Source organism: Micromonospora zamorensis (assembly GCF_900090275.1).
Lineage (GTDB): Bacteria > Actinomycetota > Actinomycetes > Mycobacteriales > Micromonosporaceae > Micromonospora > Micromonospora zamorensis.
Window position 1 is genome coordinate 2377159 of the sequence record NZ_LT607755.1, and the last position, 26864, is coordinate 2404022.

22 protein-coding genes, 2 pseudogenes and 1 riboswitch are annotated in these 26864 nt (G+C 67.8%); of the genes and pseudogenes, 9 read left to right on the forward strand and 15 right to left on the reverse strand.

Translation table 11 applies throughout. From position 1 onward, the window contains the following. Positions 1–9: 9 nt before the first annotated feature. Together GA0070619_RS10025 and GA0070619_RS10030 are read left to right on the forward strand one after the other, a co-directional pair. Positions 10–1062, forward strand: a complete 1053-nt coding sequence (locus GA0070619_RS10025; protein WP_088947811.1) for an ABC transporter substrate-binding protein — start codon at positions 10–12, stop codon at positions 1060–1062. Next, complete coding sequence (locus GA0070619_RS10030; protein ID WP_088947812.1) at positions 1062–1880, forward strand: ATP-binding cassette domain-containing protein; 819 nt, start codon at positions 1062–1064, stop codon at positions 1878–1880. The genes GA0070619_RS10025 and GA0070619_RS10030 overlap by 1 nt, the downstream gene beginning before the upstream one ends. A gap of 25 nt (positions 1881–1905) precedes the next feature. Here GA0070619_RS10030 and GA0070619_RS10035 read toward each other — a convergent pair whose 3' ends face one another. Together GA0070619_RS10035 and GA0070619_RS10040 are read right to left on the reverse strand one after the other, a co-directional pair. Continuing rightward, positions 1906–2628, reverse strand: a complete 723-nt coding sequence (locus GA0070619_RS10035; RefSeq protein WP_088947813.1) for a FadR/GntR family transcriptional regulator — start codon at positions 2626–2628, stop codon at positions 1906–1908. Between the two features lie 8 nt (positions 2629–2636). Beyond that, positions 2637–4031, reverse strand: coding sequence for an enolase C-terminal domain-like protein (locus GA0070619_RS10040; RefSeq protein ID WP_088947814.1), 1395 nt, complete (start codon positions 4029–4031; stop codon positions 2637–2639). 370 nt (positions 4032–4401) lie between these two features. Next, positions 4402–4618, forward strand: a riboswitch (cobalamin riboswitch). A 192-nt stretch (positions 4619–4810) separates the two neighbouring features. On the opposite strand from GA0070619_RS10040, the gene GA0070619_RS10045 reads away from it, so the two are divergent. Together GA0070619_RS10045 and GA0070619_RS10050 are read left to right on the forward strand one after the other, a co-directional pair. Continuing rightward, positions 4811–7129, forward strand: coding sequence for a ribonucleoside-diphosphate reductase subunit alpha (locus GA0070619_RS10045; RefSeq protein ID WP_231927459.1), 2319 nt, complete (start codon positions 4811–4813; stop codon positions 7127–7129). 53 nt (positions 7130–7182) lie between these two features. After that, the gene (locus GA0070619_RS10050) at positions 7183–8178 is read left to right on the forward strand and encodes a ribonucleotide-diphosphate reductase subunit beta (RefSeq protein ID WP_088951680.1); all 996 of its coding nucleotides are present in this window, start codon (positions 7183–7185) and stop codon (positions 8176–8178) included. On the opposite strand, the gene GA0070619_RS10055 is transcribed toward GA0070619_RS10050, so the two are convergent. Both GA0070619_RS10055 and GA0070619_RS10060 read right to left on the reverse strand, forming a co-directional pair. After that, the gene (locus GA0070619_RS10055; protein WP_231927360.1) at positions 8175–8840 is read right to left on the reverse strand and encodes a peroxiredoxin; all 666 of its coding nucleotides are present in this window, start codon (positions 8838–8840) and stop codon (positions 8175–8177) included. The genes GA0070619_RS10050 and GA0070619_RS10055 overlap by 4 nt on opposite strands. 45 nt (positions 8841–8885) lie before the next feature. After that, positions 8886–9485 (reverse strand): AAA family ATPase, encoded by a 600-nt coding sequence (locus GA0070619_RS10060; RefSeq protein ID WP_197699630.1) that lies wholly within the window; start codon positions 9483–9485, stop codon positions 8886–8888. Between the two features lie 77 nt (positions 9486–9562). On the opposite strand from GA0070619_RS10060, the gene GA0070619_RS10065 reads away from it, so the two are divergent. Further along, the gene (locus tag GA0070619_RS10065) at positions 9563–10342 is read left to right on the forward strand and encodes a transposase family protein (protein ID WP_088947817.1); all 780 of its coding nucleotides are present in this window, start codon (positions 9563–9565) and stop codon (positions 10340–10342) included. A 696-nt stretch (positions 10343–11038) separates the two neighbouring features. Here the strand turns inward: GA0070619_RS10065 and GA0070619_RS33375 are convergent. The 3 genes and pseudogenes from GA0070619_RS33375 to GA0070619_RS32325 all read right to left on the reverse strand — a co-directional run bounded on the left by GA0070619_RS33375 (position 11039) and on the right by GA0070619_RS32325 (position 16475). Beyond that, the gene (locus tag GA0070619_RS33375; RefSeq protein WP_414855636.1) at positions 11039–13408 is read right to left on the reverse strand and encodes a RelA/SpoT family protein; all 2370 of its coding nucleotides are present in this window, start codon (positions 13406–13408) and stop codon (positions 11039–11041) included. Positions 13409–15475: 2067 nt separating this feature from the next. Beyond that, a pseudogene (locus GA0070619_RS34070) lies at positions 15476–16057 on the reverse strand (S1 family peptidase); the annotation flags it as partial. Between the two features lie 67 nt (positions 16058–16124). Continuing rightward, on the reverse strand, positions 16125–16475 hold the full coding sequence (locus tag GA0070619_RS32325; RefSeq protein WP_157743967.1) for a CU044_2847 family protein: 351 nt from the start codon (positions 16473–16475) through the stop codon (positions 16125–16127). Positions 16476–16755: 280 nt separating this feature from the next. On the opposite strand from GA0070619_RS32325, the pseudogene GA0070619_RS10075 reads away from it, so the two are divergent. Continuing rightward, positions 16756–17226: pseudogene (locus GA0070619_RS10075) on the forward strand (enolase C-terminal domain-like protein); the annotation flags it as partial. Between the two features lie 31 nt (positions 17227–17257). On the opposite strand, the gene GA0070619_RS10080 reads toward GA0070619_RS10075, so the two are convergent. Genes GA0070619_RS10080 through GA0070619_RS10090 form a run of 3 tightly spaced genes read right to left on the reverse strand, consistent with a single transcriptional unit; the run spans position 17258 to position 19143 of the window. Beyond that, entirely contained in the window at positions 17258–17665 is a 408-nt protein-coding gene (locus GA0070619_RS10080; protein ID WP_088947819.1) for an arsenate reductase ArsC, read from the reverse strand. Between the two features lie 18 nt (positions 17666–17683). Next, positions 17684–18775: an ACR3 family arsenite efflux transporter gene (arsB, locus tag GA0070619_RS10085; RefSeq protein ID WP_088947820.1), complete on the reverse strand. Its 1092-nt coding sequence runs from the start codon at positions 18773–18775 to the stop codon at positions 17684–17686. Then, positions 18772–19143, reverse strand: a complete 372-nt coding sequence (locus GA0070619_RS10090; protein WP_088947821.1) for an ArsR/SmtB family transcription factor — start codon at positions 19141–19143, stop codon at positions 18772–18774. Before GA0070619_RS10090 ends, arsB begins: the two co-directional genes overlap by 4 nt. A 104-nt stretch (positions 19144–19247) precedes the next feature. Here GA0070619_RS10090 and GA0070619_RS10095 point away from each other — a divergent pair, with 104 nt between their 5' ends. Both GA0070619_RS10095 and GA0070619_RS10100 read left to right on the forward strand, forming a co-directional pair. Continuing rightward, positions 19248–19745: a GNAT family N-acetyltransferase gene (locus tag GA0070619_RS10095; protein WP_088947822.1), complete on the forward strand. Its 498-nt coding sequence runs from the start codon at positions 19248–19250 to the stop codon at positions 19743–19745. A gap of 46 nt (positions 19746–19791) precedes the next feature. Continuing rightward, entirely contained in the window at positions 19792–21186 is a 1395-nt protein-coding gene (locus GA0070619_RS10100) for an FAD-dependent oxidoreductase (protein WP_088947823.1), read from the forward strand. Positions 21187–21236: 50 nt separating this feature from the next. Here GA0070619_RS10100 and GA0070619_RS10105 read toward each other — a convergent pair whose 3' ends face one another. From GA0070619_RS10105 to GA0070619_RS10125, 5 genes are all read right to left on the reverse strand, one after another. Continuing rightward, positions 21237–21590, reverse strand: coding sequence for a TraR/DksA family transcriptional regulator (locus GA0070619_RS10105; RefSeq protein WP_088947824.1), 354 nt, complete (start codon positions 21588–21590; stop codon positions 21237–21239). Between the two features lie 37 nt (positions 21591–21627). Beyond that, positions 21628–22845 (reverse strand): sulfurtransferase TusA family protein, encoded by a 1218-nt coding sequence (locus GA0070619_RS10110; RefSeq protein WP_088947825.1) that lies wholly within the window; start codon positions 22843–22845, stop codon positions 21628–21630. Then, on the reverse strand, positions 22842–23687 hold the full coding sequence (locus tag GA0070619_RS10115) for a phosphate/phosphite/phosphonate ABC transporter substrate-binding protein (RefSeq protein ID WP_088947826.1): 846 nt from the start codon (positions 23685–23687) through the stop codon (positions 22842–22844). The genes GA0070619_RS10110 and GA0070619_RS10115 overlap by 4 nt, the downstream gene beginning before the upstream one ends. Beyond that, a complete protein-coding gene (locus GA0070619_RS10120; protein ID WP_088947827.1) occupies positions 23687–24856 on the reverse strand; it encodes an acyl-CoA dehydrogenase family protein in 1170 nt (389 codons plus the stop codon). The genes GA0070619_RS10115 and GA0070619_RS10120 overlap by 1 nt, the downstream gene beginning before the upstream one ends. Before the next feature lie 77 nt (positions 24857–24933). Further along, the gene (locus GA0070619_RS10125; protein ID WP_088947828.1) at positions 24934–25881 is read right to left on the reverse strand and encodes an ion transporter; all 948 of its coding nucleotides are present in this window, start codon (positions 25879–25881) and stop codon (positions 24934–24936) included. 189 nt (positions 25882–26070) lie between these two features. Between GA0070619_RS10125 and GA0070619_RS10130 the strand changes: the two genes are divergently transcribed. Further along, positions 26071–26769 (forward strand): TetR/AcrR family transcriptional regulator, encoded by a 699-nt coding sequence (locus GA0070619_RS10130; RefSeq protein WP_231927361.1) that lies wholly within the window; start codon positions 26071–26073, stop codon positions 26767–26769. Positions 26770–26864 lie beyond the last annotated feature (95 nt).

Genomic DNA, 26864 nt, shown 5'->3' on the forward strand with positions numbered 1-26864 from the left:
ACACACACCATGGCACACACCACCACCAGCCGGCGGGCACGAGGGCCACTCCTGCGCGCGCAGGCGATTCTGGCCGTGGCCGCGGCGACCGCTCTGCTCAGTGCCTGCGGCGGGGTCGAGGTCCGGGACGGAGGCGACGGCGCGACCAAGGACGCGAGCGGGCCGTTGAAGCTCGCCGTGGTCCCGAAGGCGGTCGGGGCCGACTACTGGAACACGGTGAAGGCGGGTGCCGAGTGCGCCGCGCAGCGCGCGGGTGACGTCACCGTCCAGTGGGACGGGGTGACCACCGAGACCGATGTTGAGGGTCAGGTCAACCTGATCCAGAACTACGTCACCAAGAAGGTCGACGGCATCGTCTACGCGGCCACCGACTCCAGTGCGCTGGCGCCCGCCACCGACAAGGCGCTCGCCGCGAACATCCCGGTCGCGATGATCGACTCCGGCACCAGCCCGCAGCCGTCGAACGTGCCGCTGTTCGCCACCGACAACCGCGCGTCGGCCACCGAGGCGGCGAAGCTGCTCGCCACCGAACTCGGCCCCGGCAACCACGAGGTGGCGCTGGTCGAGTTCCAGCCCGGGTCGCAGACCAACACCGAGCGGGTCGACGGCTTCAAGGCCGGTCTCGCCCAGTATCCGAACCTGAAGCTGGTCGGTCAGCAGCCCAGCCGCAGTGACGTCAACGAGGCACGACGCGTCACCGAGAACATCCTCACCGCCAACCCCAACCTCGCGGGCGTCTTCGCTGCCAACGAGCCGAGTGTGCTTGGCGCCGCGCAGGCCATCCAGGCGGCCGGCAAGTCCGGCAAGGTGGTCATCATCGGGTGGGACGCCGCCCCGGACGAGATCGCCGGGGTACGCAGCGGCCAGATCTCCGCGCTGGTCGTGCAGAACCCCTTCAAGATGGGCTACTTCGGTGTCGACAAGATGGTCAAGCACCTGCGGGACAAGGCGCCGCTGGCGTCGGCCGACACCGGCGTCACGTTCGTCACCAAGGAGAACATCGACTCCGCGGAGATCAAGGCGGTGCTCGAGCCCAGCTGCGCCAACCCCCCGGTGCAGTGATGGGTACGACCCCGACGGCCACCCCCGACAGCGACCGGCAGCCCACCGCCGACGAGCCGCCGGTCCTCGAAGCCCGTGGCATCGTCAAGCGGTTCGGGCACGTCGAGGCGCTGCGCGGCGCCGACTTCACTGTCCACCGGGGTGAGGTCGTCGCGCTGATCGGCGACAACGGCGCCGGAAAGAGCACCCTCATCAAGACGCTGTCCGGTGTGCACCCGCCCGACGAGGGCGAGATCCGGGTCGGTGGTCGTCCCGTCCGGTTCTCCACCCCGGTCGACGCCCGGCGCGCCGGGGTGGAGACCGTCTACCAGGACCTCGCCGTCGCCGACGACCTCAGCGTGGCCGCCAACCTGTACCTCGGGCGGGAGATCCTGCGCTCCGGGCCGCTGGGTCGGCTCGGGCTGCTCGACAAGCGCGCGATGCGGCTGGGCGCGGCCGCCGCCCTTGACGAACTGGGCGTACGGATCCCGCGGGTCACCACCCCGATCGCGATGTTGTCCGGTGGGCAACGGCAGTGCGTCGCGGTGGCCCGCGCCATCATCTGGGCGACCAATGTGGTCATCCTCGACGAGCCCACCGCCGCACTCGGTGTCGTCCAGACCGGGCGGGTGCTCGACGTGGTCCGGCGCGCCCGCGACGCCGGCATGTCGGTGGTGCTGGTGAGCCACAACATGCCGCAGGTGCTCGAGATCGCCGACCGGGTCGAGGTGCTGCGCCTCGGTCGGCGGGCGGCCCGACTGCGCGCCGACGAGGTCACCACCGACGACCTGGTGGCGGCCATGACCGGGAGCACCAGTGTGGAACGCGACGAGCGGTGACCGTGGCCGTCGACCGCGTGGGCGTTCACGACCGCGCGGTGTCCGAGTTGGCCTCGGTGTCGTCGGGCAACCCGTACAACGACTCCTCCACCCCGATCAGGTGGTTGGCCATCCGGATACGGGCCCGCTCCGGGTCACGTGCGGCAAGGGCCTTGAGGATCGCCACGTGCTCGTCGTGGGTGCGCCGGTCCGCGCCTTCCTCGTGCAGGCTCCGCCACAGCCGGCCCCGCACGGTGCGCCCGGCGAACGCCTCGATCAACCCGATGAGCACCGGATTCTCGGCGTGCACCGCGATGATCCGGTGGAAGGCGATGTCGATCTCGAGGATGCGCTCGTGGTCCTGCGGTGACTGGCCGACCATCCGGGCCGCCTCGGCGAGCAGGTCCCCGGCCTGGGCGAGGGCCTCGTCGGTCATCCTGGTCGCCGCCAGTTGGGCGGCCTCGCACTCCAGCAGTCGCCGGACGGTGTGGATGTGCCGGGGGTCGCCCTGGCCCTGGAAGTCCACCACGAAGCCCATCGGCGCCAGCAGTTGCGGCGCGTCGAGGTTGGTGACGTAGGTGCCGTCACCCTGACGGATGTTGACGATGCCGAGGATCGACAGAGCCGACATGCCCTCGCGCAGCGAGCCGCGCGAAACGCCGAGCGACTCGGCGAGGTCCTTCTCGATGGGCAGTCGGTCCCCGGGCTTGAACTGCCCTTCGAGGATCATCCGCTTGATGCCGTTCACCACTTCGTCGGTGCGCGACATGACACCCCCTAGCGGCCGGCGGGGGTGGCCGTCCCACCCGCGATCACGTACGGCTCCGAGGATGACACGGTAGTCGGGTCCGACGCCGCCCAGTAGTGGCCGTCGGGAAACCGGTAGAGCGCGACCGACTCGGGGCGCATCCGGGTGGAGTAGCCGGGCTGGCTGGGCAGGACGTAACCGCTGCCCGAGCCGGTGTCCCGGACGACGCACGGGTCGGTGAAGTGCTCGTGCAGGTGGTCGACGAACTCGGTGACCCGGTCGGTGAGATCCCCGGAGATCGCGACGTAGTCGAGCACCGACACGTGTTGGACCATCTCGCAGAGCCCGACTCCACCGGCGTGGGGGCACACCGGCACGTCGAACTTCGCGGCGAGGAGCAGCACGGCGACGATCTCGTTGATGCTGGCCAGCCGACCGGTGTCCAGCTGGCAGAAGTCGATGGCCCCGGCCTGGAACAGCTGCTTGAACATCACCCGGTTGTGACAGTGCTCGCCGGTGGCCACGCCGATGGGAGCGACAGCGCGGCGGATGGCCGCGTGGCCCAGGATGTCGTCGGGACTGGTCGGCTCCTCGATCCACAGGGGTGTGAACTGGGCGAGGGCCTTGACCCACTCGATGGCCTGACCGACGTCCCAGACCTGGTTGGCGTCGATCATCAGGTTGCGGTGCGGGCCGAGGATCTCCCGGGCGATCCCACAGCGGCGGATGTCGTCGTCGAGGTTGGCGCCCACCTTGAGTTTGACGTACCCGTAGCCGGCGTCCACCGCCTCCTGGCAGAGCCGGCGCAGCTTGTCGTCTCCGTAGCCGAGCCAGCCGGCCGAGGTGGTGTAGGCGGGGTAGCCGGTGCGGTCGAGCTCGGCGAGGCGGTCGGCCCTGGTGCTCTCCTTGGCCCGCAGGATGGCCAGTGCCTCGTCCCGGGTCAGCGCGTCGGACAGGTAGCGCAGGTCCGCGATGTCGACGAGTTGCTCGGGGGACATGTCGACGAGCAGTCGCCACAGCGGCTTCCCGGCGAGCCGGGCGACCAGGTCCCATGAGGCGTTCAACACGGCGGCGAGGGACAGGTGGACGACGCCCTTCTCCGGCCCGAGCCACCGCAGTTGGCTGTCGGAGGTGAGGAGTCGGTAGACCGCGCCCATGTCTGCGGCCATCGTCGCCACGTCCAGGCCGACCAGAAGCTGCGCCTGGTGCACCGCGGCCGCGGCGACGATGTCGTTGCCTCGACCGATGGTGAAGGTCAGCCCGTGACCCGCGAGCGGCACGCCCACGCTGTCGACACCGTCGGTGTGCAGGATGACGTACGCCGCCGAGTAGTCGCCGTCCTTGTTCATGGCGTCGGACCCGTCGGCGGTCAGTGAGGTGGGAAAACGGACGTCCTCGACGGTGACGGCGGTGATCTGCGGCATGCGCTCCTCGCCCGGCTAGGCAAAAGATCGGATGATCACCCGGAGTATACGGAGGGCGGTTCTGGCGCGTCAACGACCTTGATCCACCCTGAAGGGCGGACATCCACCGTCTCGGGGCCGTCGAACCTGGTCAATGTTCGAACCCGATCCACTGTGCCCATTGGCGCGATACATCAAATCTTTGCCGGTGTCGGCCGCCCGTGGATCGCGTCGTGCCGTCAGTCGCACCGCCTGCGCCTGCTGCTGCCATCGACGCGCCTGGCCGGCCGGGACGAACCCGCGCCGGTGCGGCTGGTGATCACCGTCACCGGCTCGGCCGCGACACGCCGAGACCGACATGTGGGGTGTGACAACGCCTGCATCCCTATATATGGTGTCGAGCGCAGCTGGTTCGACCGCTCATCCGGTGCGGTCGAGGCAAGAGGGAACCCGGTGGAAATCCGGGACTGTCCCGCAGCGGTGAGTGGGAACGACCGCCGTCATCAGCACTGGGCCACGAAGCGGCCTGGGAAGCGACGGCCAGTAGGAGACCGGCCAGCCCGGTTGTGCCCACGAGTCCGAAGACCTGCCAGCGCGCCGCGTACCCGCACCCGGGTGGGCGGCGGTCCGAGGCCGCGTGGGACGGCTGACGCCACCTGACCCACGCCGTGCCGGCGTGGCGTCCGTCGGTGTCTGTCTCCTCGCGTCCGGGCCACCAGGTCTCGAACTCCGAGGAGCGAGTGGTGACAGTCACCGAGGTAGTCCCCGTCAGCGGCGACGCGACAGTGCGGCGGACGCCGATGCAGGTCCGCAAGCGCAACGGCGCCACCGAACCCGTGGACGTGAACAAGATCGTCCGGGCGGTCGAGCGGTGGGCCGACGACCTGACCGACGTCGACCCGATGCGCGTCGCCACCCGCACCATCAGCGGCCTGTACGACGGCGCGACGACGGCCGAGCTGGACCGGCTGTCCATTCAGACCGCGGCCGAGATGATCGGCGAGGAGCCGCAGTACTCGCGCCTCGCCGCCCGGCTGCTGGCCGGTTACGTCGACAAGGAGGTGCGTCGGCAGGGCATCACCTCGTTCAGCGCGGCGATCCGGGTCGGCCACGCCGAGGGCCTGATCGGAGACGACACCGCCGCGTTCGTCGCCGCACACGCCACGATGCTCGACGCCACCGTCGATCCGGACGGTGACCGGCGATTCGAGTACTTCGGCCTGCGTACGGTGGCCGACCGGTACCTGCTGCGCCACCCCACCAGCAGGCTGGTGCTGGAGACCCCGCAGTACTGGCTGCTGCGGGTGGCCTGTGGTCTGTCCACCACGCCCGACGAGGCGACCGGTTTCTACCGGCTGATGTCCAGCCTGGCCTACCTGCCCAGCTCGCCGACGCTGTTCAACTCCGGCACCCGGCACACCCAGATGTCCTCCTGCTATCTGGTCGACTCCCCGCTCGACGAGTTGGACTCGATCTACCAGCGGTACGCCCAGGTCGCCAACCTGTCCAAGTTCGCCGGGGGCATCGGCATCGCGTACTCCCGGGTCCGGTCCCGGGGCGCGCTGATCCGCGGCACCAACGGGCAGTCCAACGGGATCGTGCCGTGGCTGCGCACGCTGGACGCGAGCGTCGCCGCGGTCAACCAGGGTGGCCGGCGCAAGGGCGCGGCCTGCGTCTACCTGGAGCCGTGGCACCCGGACGTCGAGGAGTTCCTGCAACTGCGCGACAACACCGGCGAGGACGCCCGACGCACCCACAACCTGAACCTCGCCAACTGGGTCCCCGACGAGTTCATGCGCCGGGTCGAGGCCGACGAGATGTGGTCGCTGTTCGACCCGCACGAGGTGCCCGAGCTGCCCGACCTGTGGGGTGAGCGGTTCGACGCCGCGTACCGCGAGGCCGAGGCGCAGGGCCGCTACGTGCGGCAGGTCCCGGCCAGGGAGCTGTACGGGAAGATGATGCGGACCCTGGCCCAGACCGGCAACGGGTGGATGACCTTCAAGGACGCCGCCAACCGGTTGTGCAACCAGACCGCCGAGCCGGGCAATGTGGTGCACCTGTCCAACCTCTGCACCGAGATCGTCGAGGTGTCCAGCGACGCTGAGACGGCCGTGTGCAACCTCGGTTCGGTGAACCTCGCCGCCCACCTCACCGACGGTGGCATCGACTGGGAGCGGCTGCGCGCCACGGTCCGTACCGCTGTGACGTTCCTGGACCGGGTCATCGACATCAACTACTACCCGACCTCGCAGGCGGCGGCGAGCAACCCCCGCTGGCGGCCGGTCGGGCTCGGGCTGATGGGCCTTCAGGACGTGTTCTTCGCGCTGCGGCTGCCGTTCGACTCGCCGGCCGCGCGGGAGCTGTCCACCCGGGTCAGCGAGGAGCTGTACCTGACCGCGCTGGAGACCTCGGCCGACCTGGCGCGTCGCTTCGGCGCGCATCCGACCTTCGCGCAGACCCGGGCCGCGCGGGGTCAGTTGCAGCCCGACCTGTGGGGCGTCGAGGGTACGCAGACCGCGCGCTGGGACGCGCTGCGCGAGCGGGTCGAGGCGTACGGGCTGCGCAACTCGCTGCTGGTGGCGGTCGCGCCGACCGCGACCATCGCCTCGATCGCCGGGTGCTACGAGTGCATCGAGCCGCAGGTGTCGAACCTGTTCAAGCGCGAGACCCTGTCGGGGGAGTTCCTCCAGGTCAACACCGCTCTGGTGCGCGAGCTGAAGGCCCGCGGTCTGTGGACCGAGCGGATCCGGTCGGCGATCAAGCGGGCCGAGGGGTCGGTGCAGGACATCGCCGAGCTGCCGGCCGGCGTACGGGAGTTGTTCCGCACCGCGTGGGAGCTGCCGCAGCGCGCTTTGATCGACCTGGCGGCGGCCCGTGCCCCGTTCATCGACCAGTCCCAGTCGCTGAACCTGTTCCTGGCCGCACCGACCATCGGCAAGCTGTCCTCGATGTACCTGTACGCCTGGAAGGCCGGGCTGAAGACCACCTACTACCTGCGCTCCCGCCCCGCCACGCGGATCCAGCAGGCCACCGTCAGCGCTGTCGCACCCGTCTCCGTCGACGCGGAGGCGCTGGCCTGCTCGCTGGAGAACCCCGAGTCGTGCGAGGCCTGCCAGTGATCCCCGCCGACACCGCCACCGACACCCGCACCACCGACACGAGGACCACGCACATGCTGCTCGACCCCGGGATGGACCTCACCCTCCGCCCGATGCGCTACCCGCACTTCTTCGACCGGTTCCGTGACGCCATCCGCAACACCTGGACCGTCGAGGAGGTCGACCTGCACGCCGACCTCGCCGACCTGGACAAGCTGTCGCCGGCCGAGCGGCATCTGGTCAGCCGCCTCGTGGCGTTCTTCGCCACCGGCGACACGATCGTCGCGAACAACCTGGTGCTCAACCTGTACCAGCACGTCAACAGCCCCGAGGGTCGCCTCTACCTGTCCCGGCAGCTGTTCGAGGAGGCCGTGCACGTCCAGTTCTACCTCAACCTGCTCGACACGTACGTGCCCGACGAGACAGAGCGCTTCGCCGCCTTCGCCGCCATCGAGAACATCCCCTCGATCCGTCGCAAGGCCGAGTTCTGCTTCCGCTGGATCGACTCGCTCAACGACCTGCGGGAGCTGCGGTCCCGGGAGAACCGGCGGACGTTCCTGCTCAACCTGATCTGCTTCGCCGCCTGCATCGAGGGGCTGTTCTTCTACGGCGCCTTCGCGTACGTCTACTTCCTGCGCTCCCGTGGCCTGCTGCACGGCTTGGCCTCCGGCACCAACTGGGTGTTCCGGGACGAGTCGATGCACATGGCGTTCGCGTTCGACGTGGTCGACACCGTCCGCGCCGAGGAGCCGGACCTGTTCGACGACGACCTCGCCGACCAGGTTCGGCGGATGCTCACCGAGGCCGTCGAGTGCGAGGTGCAGTTCGCCGAGGACCTGTTGGGCCACGGTGTGCCCGGTCTGACGCTGACCGACATGCGGGAGTATCTCCAGCACGTCGCCGACCGTCGCCTCGCCCAGCTCGGCATCGCCCCGCACTACGGGTCGACCAACCCGTTCGCCTTCATGGAGCTGCAGGACGTGCAGGAGCTGTCCAACTTCTTCGAGCGGCGCGTCTCGGCGTACCAGGTCGGGGTGAGCGGCACCGTCGCCTTCGACGACGACTTCTAGGCGGCCGATCCGGGGGCCTGGCGTCGCTTGGTGAGCCACCGCATCACGTGCAGGGGGTGCGACGCCGGGTCCGGAATCGGGTGGAAGACCTGTTCGACAGCGCCGTCGGCGATGATCAGCGTCAACCGCTCGTAGAGCGTCATGTCACCGGCGGCGCGGGTCGGCAGACGCAGCGCGTCGGCCAGCGTCAGCCTCGGGTCGGGGATCAACGGGTAGGGCAACCGCAGCCGGTGCGCGAGTTCCCGCTGGTATCCGGTTGACTGCGCGGACAGGCCGTACACCCGGGCGGCGCCGGCCGCGCGGAGTTCCGCGTGGTGGTCGCGGAACCAGGCGGCCTGCTCGGTGCTGCCCCGGGCGCCATGGACCTCCAGCAGCCCGTTGGGCAGGTCGACGCCCGGCCGCCCGGTCAGTGGGTACACGAAGATGACGGTGCGCCCGTCACCGAGCGCACCGAGATCGACCGGGCGGCCGTCGGTGCCGTAGAAGGACAGGGGTGGCAGGCGGGTGCCGACCAGCGCGGTGGGGTCAGTGCCGACCGCCGCGCTGCCGGGCACGACCTGGGTCGCGGCCGCGTCGAGGCGGGCGTCCAGCGCGTCCCGCTGGGCGGTCAGTTTGCCGATCCGCTCCTGCAGGCCGGTGATGGTGCTGCGGTACGTGGCCACCGCCGCCGCACGCGTTCGTCGCTGTAGCGACAGCGACGAATCTCACTAAGGGACGTCTCGTAACTCGGGGCAGCTTGGACGAGGTGATCCGGGAGGTCCGTGATCGATGGCTGCTGCGTATTGCCGGACGAACTCGACGCGGGAGGCGACATCGCTGCGCGGCAGGGTACTGAGCTCGTAGCCGTGGTGGGTGTAGGCAGTAACCATGGCGTCGTGGGTACGGACGGCTTCGGCGAAGTCTTGGTGTCGTTCGCTGTCAGTGCTGTAGATCTGCGGCCAGGGCGGGGCGATGAACACACGCTGGTGGTAGCGGAACAGCTGCGCTGCGGCTGTCACGTGGGCGGGAACGGGCTGGCCGAGTAGGAGGTAGTAGCCGACCATGTCCGGGATCCCCCGGTCGAAGAAGACGGGCCCGGGATGCTGGCTGGCTTGGCGGTAGGAGCGGATCTCCCAGCTGAGCATGATCTCGGCGAACAGTCGTGAGTCGCCGGTGTGCAGCGCCTGGCCGCCGATCGACAGCTGGTCCTGGATGATCTGTCGTCCCGCTTCGTCGATGCAGGCGTGACCGGAACGCCGCAAGCTGTCGATCAGCGTGGTCTTGCCGGCACCGGGTCCCCCGGTGATGACGATGTACTGGCTGCTCACGTCGTCCTCTCTGATAGGCGTCTGCTCCTCGTGCCCCCAGCGTCTGTCCGCTGAAGACGGTCATCGAGGATGCGTGGGTGCAGGTGATCTCCGCAGCCCGCCAGGAGTGGATCTTCCCGTTCACGGGGCTGACCCCCGCCCAGTTCCGCAGGCTGGTCCGTCTCGTCGCCGAGCGTGGCGGGGACGGCATCGCTGACGGCCGGCCGGGCCGACAGTGGGCCCTCGATCTTCCCGACCGGGTGCTGTTGGTCGCCGTCTACTGGCGCACGAACCTGACGATGCGCCAGATCGGCCCGCTGTTCGGGGTGTCACACTCCGCGGCCCACCGCGTCATCGACACCCTCGCGCCGCTGCTGGCCCTGACACCGGTACGTAAGCGGCCGGTCGAGCAGATCGCGATCGTCGACGGCACGCTGATTCCCACCCGTGATCACCGCCTGGCCACCCGGAGCAAGAACTACCGGTACTCGACGAACCTGCAGGTCGCCATCGACGCCAGCACCCGCCTGATCATCGCCGTCGGCGACCCACAGCCCGGCAACCGCAACGACACCATTGTTTACCGCAGCTCGGGCATCGACCAAAAGTTGAACGGGCGGCCGGTGATGGCCGACGGCGGCTACCGCGGCAACCCCGAGGTGATCATGCCCTACCGTAAGCCCGCCGACGGTGCCGATCTGCCCGCCTGGAAGGAAGCCCTCAACGTCGAACACCGCACTGTCCGGGCAGGGGTCGAACACGCCCTGGCCAGGATGAAATGCTTCAAGATCCTGCGCGACTACCGTCGCGCCGCCCACACATTGGCCGACGCCGCTTCCGGCATCGCCAACCTCCACAACATCATCCTGACCGGCTGACCACCGGCCCGGCGCCGAGCAACGCCTTCACCCAGTTACGAGACGTCCCTTAGCCCAGACTGCCCGATCGCCATCACTGTCAACGAATACGGTGCCTGATCGACGCCTTGGTCATCGAACCCTCACGGCGCGTCGCAGACGTCATTGCCCGGTCCATCAATCGATGTCGGCACCATGAACAGGCCAAAACAGTCGCTACGCCCGACAAGCCGTCACAGAACCGTGATTCGAGGAGGTATGAACTGGCCGCCCATGGTCATCCTTCCGGGATCTCGCCGCCACCGGATTACTTGACTGCACTTCGCGGGTTGTTCCTAGCAAAAGCCGACCTTCATTCGGCCAACCCATATGCTCTCGTGGGAGCCTTCATCGGCCGCAAGCAGCCGGTACATCGCGATGCGAGCTACCAGATTTCCGCGCGCTCGTTACCGAATTGAGGTAGCTGCCAGGGAGTGTGCCGACAGGGATTCCGCGTACAGGGTTGAGCGTGTCCCGCGGTATTACCAATACGCAGCCGATACCGCTCTGAAGCAGCTGTCTGCCAGCACGGCCATTCGTGGTGGGCGAATCCCACTGCGAGTGGCCTTCGATGGCGGCTCAGCATGCCCGGGCCGGTGATACTCGCTGCAAGAGAGCAACAACCTGGTCCAAACTCGAGTGAACCGCGGGCTACACGCATGCATCCCAGCGGAAGCGTCACACCTCGGCTGATTTGGTTCTGTACACGTCGAAGACACCGTCGATGCTGCGGACCGCGGCGAGTAGATGCCCAAGGTGCTGCGGGTTGGCCATCTCGAAGCTGAATCGGCTCACCGCCACTCGATCCCAACTGGTGGAGTGTGTCGCGGAGAGGATGTTGACCCGCTCGTCGGAGAGCACCCGGGTGACGTCGGCCAGCAGCTTGTGCCGGTCCAGTGCCTCGACCTGGATCGCGACCAGGAACGTCGAGGCGGAGGTGAGCTTCCAACTCACCTCGACCACGCGCTCGCTCTGCGCCCGCAGGTCCTCGGCGTTGGCGCAGTCGTCGCGGTGCACGCTCACCCCGCCGGAGCGGGTGACGAAGCCAAACACCGAGTCCGGTGGGACCGGGGTGCAGCAGCGGGCCAACTTGATCCAGACGTCGCTGACGCCCCGGACCACGACACCGGGGTCGCTGCTGCTCTGCCGGCTGCGCGGTGGCCGGGTGGCGACGGCGGTCTCGGCGATGTCCTCCGCCGCGCCCTCCTCGCCGCCGTACGCGGCCATCAGCTTCTGCACCACCGACTGCGCGGAGACCTGGCTGTCGCCGACCGCCGCGTAGAGCGAGGCCACGTCGGCCAGGTGCAGGTCCCGGGCGATCGACATCAGCGCGTCGGAGGTGAGCATCCGCTGCAACGGCATGCCCTGCTTGCGCATCGCCTTGACGATCGCGTTCTTGCCGGCCTCGATCGCCTCCTCGCGCCGTTCCTTGTTGAAGTACTGCCGGATCTTCGTCCGGGCGCGGGGGCTCTTGACGAAGCCCAGCCAGTCCTGCGTGGGGCCGGCCGTCTCGGACTTCGACGTGAAAATCTCGATCACGTCGCCGTTGGACAGCGTCGACTCCAACGGCACCAGCTTGCCGTTGACCCGCGCCCCGATGCACTTGTGCCCGACCTCGGTGTGCACCGCGTACGCGAAGTCCACAGGCGTCGACCCGGTCGGCAGCGGGATGACGTCACCCTTCGGGGTGAAGACGTACACCTCCTGGCTGGACAGGTCGAAGCGCAGCGCGTCCAGGAACTCGCTCGGGTCGGCCGCCTCACGCTGCCAGTCGAGCAGCTGCCGCAGCCAGGTCATCTCGTCGATGTGCGCGGGCGGGCCGACGATCTGGGTGCCCTTGTGCTCCTTGTACTTCCAGTGCGCGGCGATGCCGAACTCCGCGGTGCGGTGCATCGCGTACGTGCGGATCTGCATCTCCACCGGCTTGCCGGTGGGCCCGATGACAGTCGTGTGCAACGACTGGTACATGTTGAACTTGGGCATCGCGATGTAGTCCTTGAAGCGGCCCGGGACCAGCTGCCAGTTGGCGTGGATGACACCCAGCGCCGCGTAGCAGTCCCGAACCGTGTCGACCAGGATCCGCACCCCGACCAGGTCGTAGATGTCGTTGAAGTCCCGACCCCGCACGATCATCTTCTGGTAAATCGGATACAGGTGCTCTGGCCAGGCGGTGATCTCTACTCGGATGTCTGCGGCGCCAAGGTCGGTCAGCATTTTGTCAGTGATCTGCCGCCGCAGGCCGTCGTGCTGTAGCTGGTGCTCGCTCAACAGTCGACTAACCTCAGCGTGGCCCTCGGGGGACGTAACCCGAAAGGCCAGATCGTCCAACTCCCGATGGATTCTAAATATCCCCAGGCGACGTGCCAGAGGACTATAAACACTAAGAGTCTCCTTTGCGACGCGACGCTGCTCGGGTCCCGGATAGGAGAAGGGCGAGCGAAGCTCCTGCAAGCAGGAAGCCAGCGTGATTATCAGAGTCCGGGGGTCAGAGGTAGAGGATATGATGGCCCGTTGACCTACCTTGAAGTCAACTGCAGCGTTCAGTGTGAGGGCCGCAACTCGCGATGTCCCATCGACAAGGCCCGCCACCTCGTGTCCAAAAGTATCGCGGACGTCAACTTTTGGGAATTGGGTCAGATGCAGCAGGCTTGCGGCCAAGACGGCGGCATCCATGCCCAGCTCAATCAGAATCTTCAGGACAGATAACGCGTGATCAAGTTGAGGATCCTGACCACTCCTACCTTTCGACGTCTGCAACCTTTGCGAAAAATCGTAGGCCCGTTCAAGTAATCTCAGGTCCTGGGTTGGCAAAGTCCGTTGGCTATTTTCCAATAGCTCGCCTAAAACGTCACTGCGATCTGAGGCGCCTCCAATTCCACGCTGCCCAAAACGCGAGACGGCACGCCAAATCTTCCGCCTTGTACCTAGGTAGGACAGTAGCCTTCCGGCCCGCTCCGAAATTTCACCAGTCGTTTCTGGCTCTGCGGCGTGTCCCTCGCCTTGGACCTGCTCTAGGGCAAGCCGTCGATCGAGAGTTGGAACCGTCACATCATTAGCAATCTCCCTCAAGAGTGCTAATCCTCTTCTATCGCCCACGTCTACCAGTGCCTCAGCACACCAGCGTCTATCAACTCCATCCAGAGTTGAATCATCCGCAAGAGTGGCCAGGAAATCTCGCCATGACGTCGGAGGCAAGCGAGCGATAGCGTGGATTCCGCCCTTGGTGTAAACCTGCGGAATCGCAGCAATAGGGATCTCGCCGCTAGATTCTGAGGTAAGAATGCTGGCAAGAAGCGCGATCGCCCATCGACGCCTGGCGTGATCAAGACTTCGCCTGAGCGAGGTCAATCGAAGTGCAGCTTTTCCTTTTTCTAGGTCGAGGTAACATAGCAATTCGATGGCAGGCTGTAGGTCCTGGGGAGATCTCTTCCTGGTGATCGAAGCTAGGGTTTTAGTAGCTCCCTCGACGACGTCGCTACCAAGACTAGAACCGTCGGAGTGAAGGGAACAGATTAGCCGGCATCCTTCAATGTTGCCTTTGGTGGTCAGCCGCTTCAATAGAGGCGTCAAGTCTTGCTCTCTGGACCAACCGTCGACCAAGAATCGGAGGAAGGATTGTCGTGTGGTCAGCCACTCTTGATTCTCAAGCCAGGAGCGGCGAGCCCAGACGTTACGGAACTGGCGCGCACTTTCATCTGAATTCTTGACGATAAAGCGCGTGGCCAAGAACTCTTCTATCGTTTTGTGGGAGAAAACGAAATCTCCACCGCGCTCCGTCAAGACCCCACTTCGCCTAAGCAGCTCCCGGAGAAGGGAATGCCACCCAGCATCAGGAAGGTTGTTCGGCTTGAGCTCATCGGTCCACGTAGCCAACGCCTGGACTGCTGTTCCGGTTTGGTCGCTCTGACGCCACCAGGCCAGTCGCTCCACGAGTCCTGTCGCACCCTGAAGCAACGTGCCACCTGCGGTTATGGCATCGACCCCATACCGCTCAGTTATAGAATTTATTTGATGGTGGATTCCATTTCGAGCTCCCCGGTACTGTCGCTCAAGTAACGAATTGACGAACGTGTCGTACAGCTGGCTTCTTCCCGTAGGGAAGATCTGGTCCGGATAGGCTATATGCAACTGGCAGAGCATTGCAGCCATAAGTGGATTCCGTGCTAGTTCTTCGAGATTCGCCTCGCTCGTCTTATTCATAAATCGATGCGCAGCTTGTTGCGGCGACGGTGTCCCAAGATGAGCTAACCATCCTTCTGCAAAACCATACAGCTGCTCACTGTCGAAGATTAGGAGCTCGAATACGGCAAGTTTCGGGAAAACTCGCCGGGGCAAGAGATTGTCGGGGCGGCTAGTAAGTATGAATTGGCCCACCCCGCTACTCGGTTCCTCGACGTAGTCGTGAAGCCTCCGAGTGATGGCGAGCCGCTGATCGGTGCTCATGACTTCATCAAGGCCGTCGACCAGCAGCAGCCAGGAAGCTCCGTTTGCAGGTGATTTGCGGAAGAATTCGGCAGGCCATGATTCCGGGAGTCCAACACTGCTTAGGTCTTCATTTACGCTTTTCGCAATTGCTTCCGGCAAGGGCTGCGCGGGGATGAGATCTGCAGCAAGGACCCGCACCGGTACCTTCGAATTCAAGCCACTTTCGAATTTCCTTATCAGAGAGCCGACCGCAGTGTGGAGCAGGCTAGATTTGCCGGACCCCGCTTCACCCAGCACGATTGAGTTGTAAGAGTTATCAAATATTTCCTCCGCACGGATTGCCTGCCCAGCCTGACGCGGCCCGGCGTCTTCAAGAGACTCATTTGCTTCGACTAGTTGTTGTACATATACTGCGGATAACGGAGGCTGAGGGGTTTCCGGGAATACCGCCGGATAAGGATGAACAGCGGTTGCCCTTTTTGCCACTCTCAGGTATTCCCGGAGACGAGGACCGGGGAACCGCCAGCCGCCCGCCGCTATTTGCGAATCAGTGAGGCTGATCAGCCAGTCGTAATACAGTTGCTGCGTGCCTTGCAACAGCCTCACGGTGTCGACTCTGTCTAATATCTCGTCAACTGAGATTAGATGGGCGCTACCGGCATTGTTTGATACACACAAAATGCCACATATGGCCCCAGTGCGCCTATTGAGGACGGGGCTTCCACTGCACCCACCACCGATGGGCATACCGTAAACCCGGCCGAGATCAAGATTGCTTACGCCCCGTCTAAGGGATTCCCCTTGATAAGTGAAGGAAGCCGGTTGGCCGTTACGGAAATCCCCAACCGGATACCCGTACGTCCACATTGAGTCGCCTGCGGCTGCACTACTTAGCAGTGGGACGGCGTAGCTGTTCAAGAGATCGTCTTTTGCGGGTAGTTTCAGGAAAGCCAAGTCAAGACCATCAGATGTGCGGAAGTATTGGCTGGCCGCAGGTTTGAGTAGAATCGTTCGCTGAGTTTCGACGTGCTCTGCTCTAACTTCGGTTGGTATTGCACTAGCTGAGTCACCGAGCACATGGGCGCAAGTGGCGATCAGGTCTGCGCCGATCAGGAAGCCCGTCCCGGATCGGGGCTTATTTTTCTCCCATTGCGGCACGTCGATCGCGACAGTCGCGGACTTGGTCAAGCGCTCCAGGACGTCTGGCAAATCTGGGGGGAATTTCGGAGCCCTGTCCATTCTTGACGTTCCACACCCCTGTACACTCATCATGCCATGCAGCTATCGCCCGATGGTCGTCCGAAACTTCAGATCCTCAAAACAAGCCTTCACTCTTTAATCACCCCTCGGGTCGCGACCATTCAAGCGTCACCTTAAATGCCGATTTGGCACTGGCTTTTCCAATTACTGCCACAAAAGACCCGGAATTGACGGCGAATTCGCAGCCGAACTCGACGGTGATTTTCGACATCTGCTCGTCCTGGAGCTTGCTAGAAATCTTCTGCGCCAGCTCAGCCACCGCGTCTAGCGCCCCGTCAAGTGAAGGGCATTGTCCCGCGATCTCCACTTCATGACCAATGCGAGAAGGTTGACCGACATCCTCGCTCAGCATGAATAGCGTGTGATCATCAAGCTGCACTTCAACGAGTACTGCGCGGTTCTGAGAGCTGGTCTCGCCAGGCTCGATCAACTTTGCCGCCTTCCGTCGAGATTAAGAGGGTGATCACCCAGCAGCGTAGCGTCACATGTCCAGGCTAGGATCCCCCGTTAGCCGGAGGCGCATTGAACGTGGCAGGCGGCAGGAACCGGCTGAACGACCCCGTAGTAACAGCCGACTCAGCCGAGTTCCCGCTCGGGCGCGCAAGTGCCACGGCAGGCTCCGGCCACCGGCTGGCTCGCTGTCGAGCGGTGCGGGACTCACAGTGTCTTCAAAGGATTCTGACCTCGAATGATGTAGTTCGTGGGCCGTCGAGCAGCACGTCGACCACCTGCTCGACCTGGTCTCGCGGTACCCGGTCAGCTCCGTCGAGGACCCGATGGCGGAGGACGACATCGCCGGTTGGAAGCGGCTGACGGCGCTGGCGGGGGAGCGGGTGCAGTTGGTCGGCGACGACGTCTTCTGCACCGACGTCGACCGGCTGCGCGACGGGATCGAGGGCGGTTACGCCAACGCGATCCTGGTCAAGGTCAACCAGATCGGCACGCTCACCGAGACCCTGGCGACGGTGGACGCTGCCCACAAGGCGGGGTACCGGGTGGTGATGTCACACCGCTCCGGGGAGACGGAGGACACCACCATCGCCGACCTGGCCGTGGGCGTCGGCTGCGGCCAGATCAAGACCGGCTCGCTGTCGCGCTCGGACCGTACGGCCAAGTACAACCAGCTCATCCGCATCGAGGAGGAACTCGGCGACCGCGTTGTCTACGCCGGCAGCCGCTGAGGCACGGGACCGCGCGGCTGCCGTGCGTCCGTCAGGTCGTCCGGCTCAGCTCGGCGAGGAGCTTCTCCACCCGGGCGCGGATCTCGTCGCGGATCGGGCGGACGGCGTCGACTCCCTTGCCGGCGGGGTCCTCCAGCTGCCAGTCCTCGTAGCGTTTGCCGGGGAAGACCGGGCAGGTGTCGCCGCAGCCCATCGTCACGATGACGTCGGAGGACTCCGCGGTCGCGTACTCCAGACGTCTGGGGGTCTGGTCGGTGATGTCGATGCCGACCTCGCGCATGGCCTGCACGGCGGCGGGGTTGACCGTGTCGGCCGGCGCGGAGCCGGCCGAGCGGACCTCGACGGTGTCGCCGGCGAGGTGGCGCAGCCAGCCGGCGGCCATCTGGGACCGGCCGGCGTTGTGGACGCAGACGAACAGGACGCTGGGCCTGGTGCTCATGAGGGGTTGCCTTCCGGGTTACGCGGTTGCCGAGGGTGCGGGAGTGAAGAAGCGGCGGCGCGCCCACAGGGACACGTAGACCAGCCCGACCAGGACGGGCACCTCGATCAGCGGGCCGACGACCCCGGCGAGGGCCTGACCGGAGGCGACGCCGAAGGTGCCGATCGCGACCGCAATGGCGAGCTCGAAGTTGTTGCCGGCCGCGGTGAAGGCCAGGGTGGTGGTGCGCTCGTAGCCGAGACCGATGGCCCGGCCGAGAGCGTAGGAGCCGGCCCACATGAGGGCGAAGTACACCAGCAGGGGCAGCGCGATGCGGACGACGTCCAGGGGGCGGCTGGTGATCGCGTCGCCCTGTAGCGCGAACAGGATCACGATCGTGAACAGCAATCCGTAGAGGGCGGCCGGGCCGATCCTGGGCAGGAAGCGTGCCTCGTACCAGGTGCGGCCCTTGGCGCGCTCGCCGAGACGGCGGGTGAGGTAGCCGGCGATCAGGGGGATGCCGAGGAAGATGAGCACGTTGCGGGCGATGTCCCAGGCCGAGATCGTCAAATCGGCGCCGGACAACCCCAGCCACCGGGGCAGCACCGAGAGGTAGAACCAGCCGAGCAGACCGAAGGCGGCGACCTGGAAGACGGAGTTGAGCGCGACCAGGACGGCGGCGGCCTCCCGGTCACCGCGGGCGAGGTCGTTCCAGATGATGACCATGGCGATGCAGCGGGCCAGACCGACGATGATCAGGCCGGTGCGGTACGCGGGCTGGTCGGCCAGGAAGATCCAGGCCAGGGCGAACATCACGGCGGGGCCGACGAGCCAGTTGAGCACCAGCGAGGAGATCAGCAGGCGGCGGTCGCCGGTGACGGTGTCGAGCCGGTCGTAGCGGACCTTCGCGAGCACCGGGTACATCATGATCAGCAAGCCGATCGCGATCGGCAGCGAGATCCCGCCGACCGTCACCGCTTCCAGCGCGCTGTCCAGGCCGGGGATCAGGCGACCGAGCAGCAGGCCGGCGACCATGGCCAGCCCGATCCAGGCCGGCAGGAACTGGTCGAGTCGGGAGAGGCGACCGACCACGGCGCTCTCGGCCGGGTCGCTCTGGACGGTGCTGGTCACGAGCAGTCCGGTCGGTCGGTGGCCGCGGCTGCGGGTGTGACGGTGAGCAGTGCGGAGAGCTGGCGCAGCATGGCCGGCCGGGCGCGATAGTAGACCCAGGTGCCCCGGCGTTCGGCGTCGACGAGCCCGGCCTCCCGCAGCGTCCTGAGGTGGTGCGAGATGGTGGGCCCGGTCAGGTCGAACGCGGGGGTCAGATCGCAGACGCAGATCTCCCCACTCTCGGCGGAGGCGATCATCGACAGCAGTTGCAGCCGCACCGGGTCGCCGAGCGCCTTGAACGCGGGCGCGAGCACCGCGGCGGCCTCTGCTGGCACGCGTCGCTCGGTCAGCGAGGGGCAGCAGGCCGCCGATACCGCTTGATTAGACATTGCTCTAGGTTGACACTGATCTAATCAGTGTGCAACTGTCTGATTCGACAGGCGTCGAGACAAGCGTCGTCGAGCAACCGAACCCACCGGGAAGGAACACCTGGATGGCTGACCTCACCGTGCGGCCCATGACCGAGGCCGACTCCGAGCGGGTCCTCGCGATCTACCAGGCTGGCCTCGACGCCGGCAACGCCAGCTTCGAGATCACCGCCCCGACCTGGACGGCCTTCGACGCCGCCCGGTTGACCGGGCACCGCTTCGTTGCCGTCGACCGCGACGGCACCGTCCTGGGCTGGATCGCGGTCTCGCCCACCTCGACCCGCGCGGTCTACGCCGGAGTGGTCGAACACTCCGTCTACGTCGACCCGGCCGCCCAGGGCCGTGGCGTCGCCCGACTGCTGCTGGACGCGCTGATCACCTCCACCGAGGCCGCCGGCATCTGGACGATCCAGTCCGGAGTCTTCCCGGAGAACGCCGCCAGCATGGCGCTGCACCAGCGGGCCGGGTTCCGCGTGATCGGCGTACGCGAGCGGGTCGGGCGCCACCACGACCGCTGGCGCGACGTCGTCCTGCTCGAACGTCGCAGCCCCACCATCACCTGACGAGCCCGCGCCCCTCAGGCGGGCCACCACATCGAGGAGTCAACGGATGAACGCTCTGGACGGCCTTCCCGTCGTCGTCATCGGCGCCGGCCCGACCGGTCTCGCCGCCGCCGCGCACCTGCACGAGCGCGGCCTGCCCTTCACCATCCTCGAAGCCGGCGACACCCCCGGTGCCGCCGTACGGCAGTGGGGGCACGTGCGCGTCTTCTCACCGTGGCGGTACAACGTCGATCCGGCCGCCCGTCGGCTCCTCGACGAGGCCGGCTGGGTCGCCCCCGACCCGGAGGCCCTGCCCACCGGCGCGGAACTCGTCGGCGACTACCTCCAGCCACTCGCGGAGTTGCCGCAGCTCAAGCCGCACGTGCGCTACGGGGCACGCGTGGAGGCGATCAGCCGCCTCGGCCTCGACCGGCTGCGCACCGCCGGACGCGACACCGCGCCCTTCCTGCTTCGCCTCGCCGACGGCGACGAGTTGTTCGCCCGCGCCGTCATCGACGCCTCCGGCACCTGGGGTACGCCGAACGTCCTCGGCGCGTCCGGCCTGCCCGCCAGGGGAGAGGCCGACTCGGTCGCCCATCTGGAGCACGCGTTGCCCGACGTGCTCGGTGCCGACCGGGGCTGGTTCGTCGGCCGGCACACCCTCGTGATCGGGTCCGGCCACTCGGCCGCGAACACCCTGCTGTCCCTGGCCGAGCTGTCCGCCGCCGAACCTGGCACCGAGGTGACCTGGGCGATCCGGACCGCCTCGCCCACGCGTACCTACGGTGGCGGGGCGGCCGACGCCCTCCCGGCGCGAGGCGCGCTCGGCTCGCGCCTGCGGGCGCACGTCGACGCCGGGCGCATCCGGCTGCTCACCGGGTTCTCGGTGCACGCGCTCGCCCCGACCGATGGGCGGGTGAGCGTGGTCGTGCGGCACGCCGACGGCACCGACGAGTCGATCACCGTCGACCGCATCGTGGCCGCCACGGGCTTCCGACCCGACCACTCCATCGCCGCCGAGCTGCGGTTGGACCTGGATCCGGTCCTGGGCGCGACCCGTGCGATCGCTCCACTGATCGACCCCAACGAGCACTCCTGCGGCACCGTTCCCCCGCATGGCGTGGACGAACTCGCCCACCCGGAGAGCGGCTACTACGCCGTCGGCATGAAGTCCTACGGCCGGGCGCCGACGTTCCTCATGGCCACCGGCTACGAGCAGGTCCGCTCGATCGTGGCCGCCCTCGCCGGGGACTGGACCGCCGCCCGCGAGGTCCAGCTCGACCTGCCCGAAACCGGCGTCTGCAACAGCAACCCCGCCGAATCGGCGAGCGGCGACAACTGCTGCGGGCCGGAGCCGACGGGGCGTGGACTGAGCACCGGCATCTCCGGCGGGTTGCTGTCCGCGCCGCTCAGCCTCGTTGCCCTCGACGCCGCGCCCGCAGGAGGCTGTTGCGCGAGCTGATCACCGGGTACGACGACGGTGCCCGTGACCCTCGCGGCCGACGGGCACCGTCACCGTCGGCTGGCGCAGGCCACACACGTACGCGCCGACGGTCGGGCGACCAGCCGCTCGGCGGGAATGGGACGGGAGCACCGTTCGCACACGCCGTAACTGCCGTCGTCGACCCGCCGCAGCGCGTTGTCCAGCTCGGCCAGGCGTCGGCGGGCCGCGTCCAGGACGGCGGTGAGCTGCGCGCGCTCGAAGGCGATGGTGCTGCCCTCGGGGTCGTGCTCGTCGTCGGCGTTGGACGACCGGGAGGCCTCGAAGAGGCTCCGAAGGTCACCGTCCAGGGCTGCGGCCTGCGCTTCGGTCTGCTCACGCAGCCGCAGTAGTTCCTCGCGGACCGCGCTGGAGTTCCTGTCCATGGCCACTCCACCGTACCCCCGCAGTGAGCGTGGTCGCTCACATGAAGTTGCGGGTGTGCAGGGCGGACAGCGCGGCCGCCTCGTCGGGCCGGAAACCCAGCCGTACCAGTCGGCGCTGGCGGCCCTGATCCATCGCGTGTTGCAGGGCCTGCACCCGGTCGAAGCCGGCGGACACGTCGTCGGGATGCCAGCCGCCCGCCGCGAGCACCACCAGCGCGTCGAAGACGTCCGCGTTGAGGCCGGCGGTGTCGACGAGCGCGTCGTGGCGGCGGTGGATGGCCGCCCGCAGCCGGTCCCGCAGCAGCGGGTCGAGCCGCGCCTGATGCTCCAGGTGCGCCATTCCGAACACCACGTGCCGGCGCTCGTCCTGCATGGCGAGCCAGCAGATCCGCCGCGTCACCGGGTCGGGGGCGTTCTGGTGGAGAAACGAGAGCAGATCGACGAAGCTGCCCTCACCGAGCACGGACAGCAGGAACGAGGCCAGCGCGAAGTCGGACTCCGCGACGAGCGTGAAGAGCGACTGTCGACCGCCGGCCGATGACGTGCCCATCTCGGCGCCCCGCAGCAGTGCCCGTCGGCTGAACACCTCCATGTGCCGGGCCTCGTCGGCCATCTGCACGGCGAGAAGCTGCACCACCTCACGGAAGTGTGGATGGATCCGCCCGACGAACCGGGCCGGCACGACGAGGGCGGCCTGCTCGTTCTCGACCAGGTAGGTCATCACCTGCACCACCGCGGCCTCGACGTCGGCTGGCAGCGCGAACGGGTCGTCCCACGGCACCGCGGTCTGCGGGTCCCACTGCCGCGCCGCCGCCTGCGCGTAGAGGTGAGGAGCGACATCGGCCCACACCAGGTCGCGGTCGTCCAGGTCGAACCGGGCCTCGGGGCCACCGGCTTCGAGCAGTGCACCCCGGGCGCCGAGCCCCCACCGCGCCGGCGGACGGCTGCGAAGTGCCGTCGGGAGGGCGGGCCCGGCGCGCTCCGCGCCGAACCAGCGGTCGTCGTCCGCCGTGCCCCGGACCACCACCGCCACCACGTCGGTCCGGTCGCCTGGCTCCGGCGCTTCGACCCGATGACCCCGGCCACGACACCAGGCGGGCAGGTGCACCGGCAGCGCCGGGTCGTGTCCGCGGACCGCCAACCGGCCTCCGGGCGGCAGACCGGCCAGGGCTCGGTGCACCAGCAGGTGTGCGCCCCGGCCGAAGCTCAGGTCACCGAGGTGGACCTCGGCGTCGGCGGCCGGCGCCGCGCTCACGGCCGGTAGTCCGTGGCCGTCACCCGCCCGTCAGGGGAGTAGAAGCCGGTGGCGTCGACCGCCCCGGCCAGGGCGTCGTACCCGGTGGTGCGGCCGTCCTTCCAGGCCGTGAGCCCCTCCAGGTCGAGCAGCGGACGCACCTGTGCGTCGGCGTACGACATGCCGAGCAGTAGCGTGCCGAAGAGCTGGACCCCGGCGGACTCCGGCTCGCGGACAGTCATGTTGCAGTGGTCGTACGGTGCGGTCTGCGCGACGATCCGGGTGCCCTCGGGCGGCAGCGTGCCCTCCTGGACGAACGCGAGGTGGTTGGCGTCGATCATGCAGGCGGCGTCGACCTCCCCGGCCAGCAGGGCGCGGGCCGCGTCGCGTTCACCACCGATGTGGTCGCCGTGCAGGCCGACGCCGACATCGAAGCGGCGCACGTCGACCTCGACCCCGGCGGCCGCGAGATGACCCAGCGGAATAAGCGTCGCCTGTGGACTGTCCACCGCCCCGACCGCGACCACCTTCCCGGCCAGGTCCGTGACCTGCCGCGCCGGCGAGTCGGCCCGAACCACCACGACCGAGGTGAGGTCCTGGTCGGTGTCGCGCATGGTGAGCGCGCGGACGGTCGCGCCGTTGGCGACCGCCAGTCGCACGGCGCGCAGCCAGGCCAGGGGTGAGTTCCATGCCGCGTCGATCCGTCCGGCGACGAGATCCTCGACCTGTCGCTCGTAGTGCGAGTAGAGGACGAAGTCGAAGTCCAGACCCCGCCCACGTAGCCAGGCGCGGAAGCCCTCCCAGATGGTCACCACCTTGGGGTCGTACGCGACGGCGCCCATCAGGACCGATGGCGCCGGCATCAGCGGTTGGCCTCGTCGAGCAGTGGCAGGCCGGTGGCGACCCGGCCGACGAAGTCGTGCAGAGCGTCGGTGGTCGGTGCCATCACCCGGGCCGCCCGCGAGTCCCGGAAACGGCGCTCAAGGCCCAGCTCCTTGCGGAACGCGCTGCCGCCGCAGAGCTGCATCGCGCCGTCGGTCACGTCGGCGACGGTCTCGCCGGCGAGCGCCTTGACCTGGAGGACCCGCAGCGTCGCGTCGTCGCGGCCGGTCTCCAGAGCGGTGAGGGTGTCGCCCAGGAAGGCGCGTAGCGCGTCGGTGCGGATCATCAGTCGGGCGAGGTCGCGGCGGGTGACGGGCGCGTCGCGCAGGGCGGCACCGGTGTGCGCGAGCGTGGTCCTGGTGACATGGCGGCTCGCCTCGGTGACCGCGCTCTGGGCGAGACCGAGACAGAACGCGGCGTTGAGCACCAGGAACCAGGGGAGGACCGCACCGAGCGCGGTGTCGAGCCCGGCGCCGTCGGCCGCCATCATCGCCGTCGAGGGAACCCGGAGCCCGTCGGCGGTCATCGGCCGGGAGCCGTTGCCGCGCAGGCCGAGCCCGTCGAAGTCGCCGGTCACGCTCAGACCGGCGCTGCCGGCCGGCACGAGCCACAGTGTCATCGGACCGGCGTCGGGGGTCACCGGGAGGCTCGACCAGACGTAGCTGTCCACCTCGCCGGCGGAGGTGACCCAGCTCTTGCGGGCGTCGAGGCGGACACTGCCGTCGTCGGTGGCTGTCGCGGTGCCGGTGGGCGACCAGAAGTGGCTGCGGGAGCCGTACTCGGAGAACGCCAACGTGGTGAGGTGCCCGCCGGCCGCGATGTCGGCGCGGACCTCGCGCGGGCCATGCGCCTCGATGACGGCGGTCGCCGCGTAGTGCATGAGGACCACCATCGCCGTGGAGCCGCACTCGGCGGCCAGCCGCTCGACGACCTCGGCGACCAGCCGCATGCCGTGGCCGCCGCCACCGACCTCGGTCGAGCAGGCCAGACCGAGCAGGCCGGCCGCGGCGAGGGCGTCGACACCCTGGCGGGGGAAGACCCCCTCCCGGTCGACAGTCGTCGCCTGCGGGCGGATCACGTCGTCGATGACGGTGCCGAGGGTGCTCGCGACATCGGTGGTGGGATGGGCATTGTCGACAGTGGTCGTCATGCTGGTGCCCCTTCGACCGAAGCGGTCAGGCCGCCGTCGACACTATCCGGTCTGGAGGACACAGCGCGAGCACCGGATCACCCTCTGGTACGCGTGCCGTCCCGGTGCGGCCGGCCGTGCCCGTCCTCCCGGTCGATCCGCAACTCCCGCTCCAGCTCGGCGATCACCGCCCGCAGGTCGTCCAGCCGCTGGGTCAGCGCGATGCGGTCCACCTCGTCCGGTACGCCGTCGCCGTCCTCGTCGTAGTCGGGGGCCAGTCGCTCGGTCATCTCCAGCCGGCGTGCCTCCTCCATCGAGTTGACGATGACCGCGATGAGGATGTTGAGCAGCAGGTTGACGGTGATGACCACGTAGCTGACGTAGTAGAGCAGTGTCCACGGCGAGATGGCCATGCCCTGCTCGATGAGGTCCGGCAGGGTCTCCAACGACAGCAGCACGAACAGCGTCAGCAGCGACTTGCCGATGTCGCCGTACTGCTCCGGGTATCTGCTACCGAAGATCAGCCAGCCGGCCATGCCGTACACGTAGAGGGTCACCACGGCCAGGGCGAGGAACCCGGTGACGCCCGGCAGGCTGCGCCACAGCGCGGAGACGATGGTCCGCAGACCCGGCGAGAACCGCACCAGCCGGACCATGCGGGCGACCCGCACGACGCGCAGCAGCGCCGGGTCGCCGTGCAGGCCCGGTATGAAGATGGCCGCGATCACCACGAAGTCGAAGACGTTCCAGCCGTGCCGGAAGAAGTCCTGCGGACGTTTGCCGTAGGCCGCCAACCGCACACCGATCTCGACGACGAAGACGGCGCGGAAGAGCACCTCCAGCCAGTGCAGTGCCGTGTTGGCCCGGTTCGGGTCGTCGTACGTCTCCAGGCCGAGGACGATCCCGTTGGCGAGGATGACCACGACGATGGCGATCTCGAACGGGCGCGACCGGGCGAGCCGCGCGCAGCGGGCCGCCCAACCGGATCGGTGCTGCGGCGACGGGGTCGGCTCACCTCGCTGGGCGGGCGCGGGTGCGCCACTCACCAGTCGGCCGGCTCGAACACGTGTGCCGGGGCCGCTGTGCGGGCCCACCTCCGGCCGTCGTGGTGGCGGTGCGGGTGGCGTGCGGGCATGCCCGTCAGCCTATCCAAGATCAATGATCGGGGGTACGACCGTCGTGTCCGCCGCACACGACGAAGACTGCGAACCTCGCCCGCTATCTAGAGTGGGCCGGTGAGTGACGCACCCCCTGTGAGCGCCGGTGACGGTGGCCCCGGCCGCCCGCCCATCTGGAGCAGGCCCGAACGCGGCAGCCGTGGCCCCGCTCCCGCCCACAGCCGGGACGCCATCGTGGTTGCCGCCGTCGCCCTGGCGGACACCGAAGGGCTCGCCGCCGTGTCGATGCGTGCCGTCGCCAGCGCGCTCGGCACCGGCGCCGGGTCCCTCTACCGGTACCTGTCGTCGCGTGACGACCTCCTGGACCTGATGACCGACCGGGTCATCGGGGAGCTGCGGCCGTACCCGCAGGCGGAGGGCGACTGGTTGGACACCATGGTGCTGTTGGGCCGCCGGCAGTTGGCGCTGTTCGGCGCCCACCCGTGGCTGCTCGACGTGTTCCACCGGGCCTCCGGCGTCGGCCCCGAGAGCCTGGCCTGGTTCGACAACTGCATCAGGGTCCTGGAACCCCTGCCGTGCGCGGTCACCGCCAAGTTCGAGGCCATCGCGATGATGACCGGCGTCGTGAGCCTCTTCGCCCGCCGCGAGGCCGCCGCCGGGGCCGGGGCCCTCAGCTTCGCCGGTGTCGACCTCGCGGCGTACCCGCACCTGGTCGCGGCCTTCGGTCAGCCCCCCGTGCCGGCGCCCCGGGCGGACCTCGTCGAGCGGACCCTGCGCAGCCTGTTGACCGGTCTGCTGCTCGCCGAGGCTGGCTGAGCGGATCGGCCGGTGGTGTCGGCCGATCCGTCGCCCGGCCGGTGCCAGCTGGTCTAGTTTTCGGTGGTGAGCGGGGCCGGCCGGCACCGGCCTGG

Coding starts and splice junctions, on each gene's coding strand:
- GA0070619_RS10035 (WP_088947813.1), bottom strand. CDS start 2,628: ATGTCGCGCACCGACGAAGTGGTGAACGGCATCAAGCGGATGATCCTC.
- GA0070619_RS10105 (WP_088947824.1), bottom strand. CDS start 21,590: ATGGACAGGAACTCCAGCGCGGTCCGCGAGGAACTACTGCGGCTGCGT.
- GA0070619_RS10050 (WP_088951680.1), top strand. CDS start 7,183: ATGCTGCTCGACCCCGGGATGGACCTCACCCTCCGCCCGATGCGCTAC.
- GA0070619_RS10120 (WP_088947827.1), bottom strand. CDS start 24,856: ATGACGACCACTGTCGACAATGCCCATCCCACCACCGATGTCGCGAGC.
- GA0070619_RS10095 (WP_088947822.1), top strand. CDS start 19,248: ATGGCTGACCTCACCGTGCGGCCCATGACCGAGGCCGACTCCGAGCGG.
- GA0070619_RS10080 (WP_088947819.1), bottom strand. CDS start 17,665: ATGAGCACCAGGCCCAGCGTCCTGTTCGTCTGCGTCCACAACGCCGGC.
- GA0070619_RS10100 (WP_088947823.1), top strand. CDS start 19,792: ATGAACGCTCTGGACGGCCTTCCCGTCGTCGTCATCGGCGCCGGCCCG.
- GA0070619_RS10090 (WP_088947821.1), bottom strand. CDS start 19,143: ATGTCTAATCAAGCGGTATCGGCGGCCTGCTGCCCCTCGCTGACCGAG.
- GA0070619_RS10045 (WP_231927459.1), top strand. CDS start 4,811: ATGCAGGTCCGCAAGCGCAACGGCGCCACCGAACCCGTGGACGTGAAC.
- GA0070619_RS10025 (WP_088947811.1), top strand. CDS start 10: ATGGCACACACCACCACCAGCCGGCGGGCACGAGGGCCACTCCTGCGC.
- GA0070619_RS10030 (WP_088947812.1), top strand. CDS start 1,062: ATGGGTACGACCCCGACGGCCACCCCCGACAGCGACCGGCAGCCCACC.
- GA0070619_RS10115 (WP_088947826.1), bottom strand. CDS start 23,687: ATGCCGGCGCCATCGGTCCTGATGGGCGCCGTCGCGTACGACCCCAAG.
- GA0070619_RS10040 (WP_088947814.1), bottom strand. CDS start 4,031: ATGCCGCAGATCACCGCCGTCACCGTCGAGGACGTCCGTTTTCCCACC.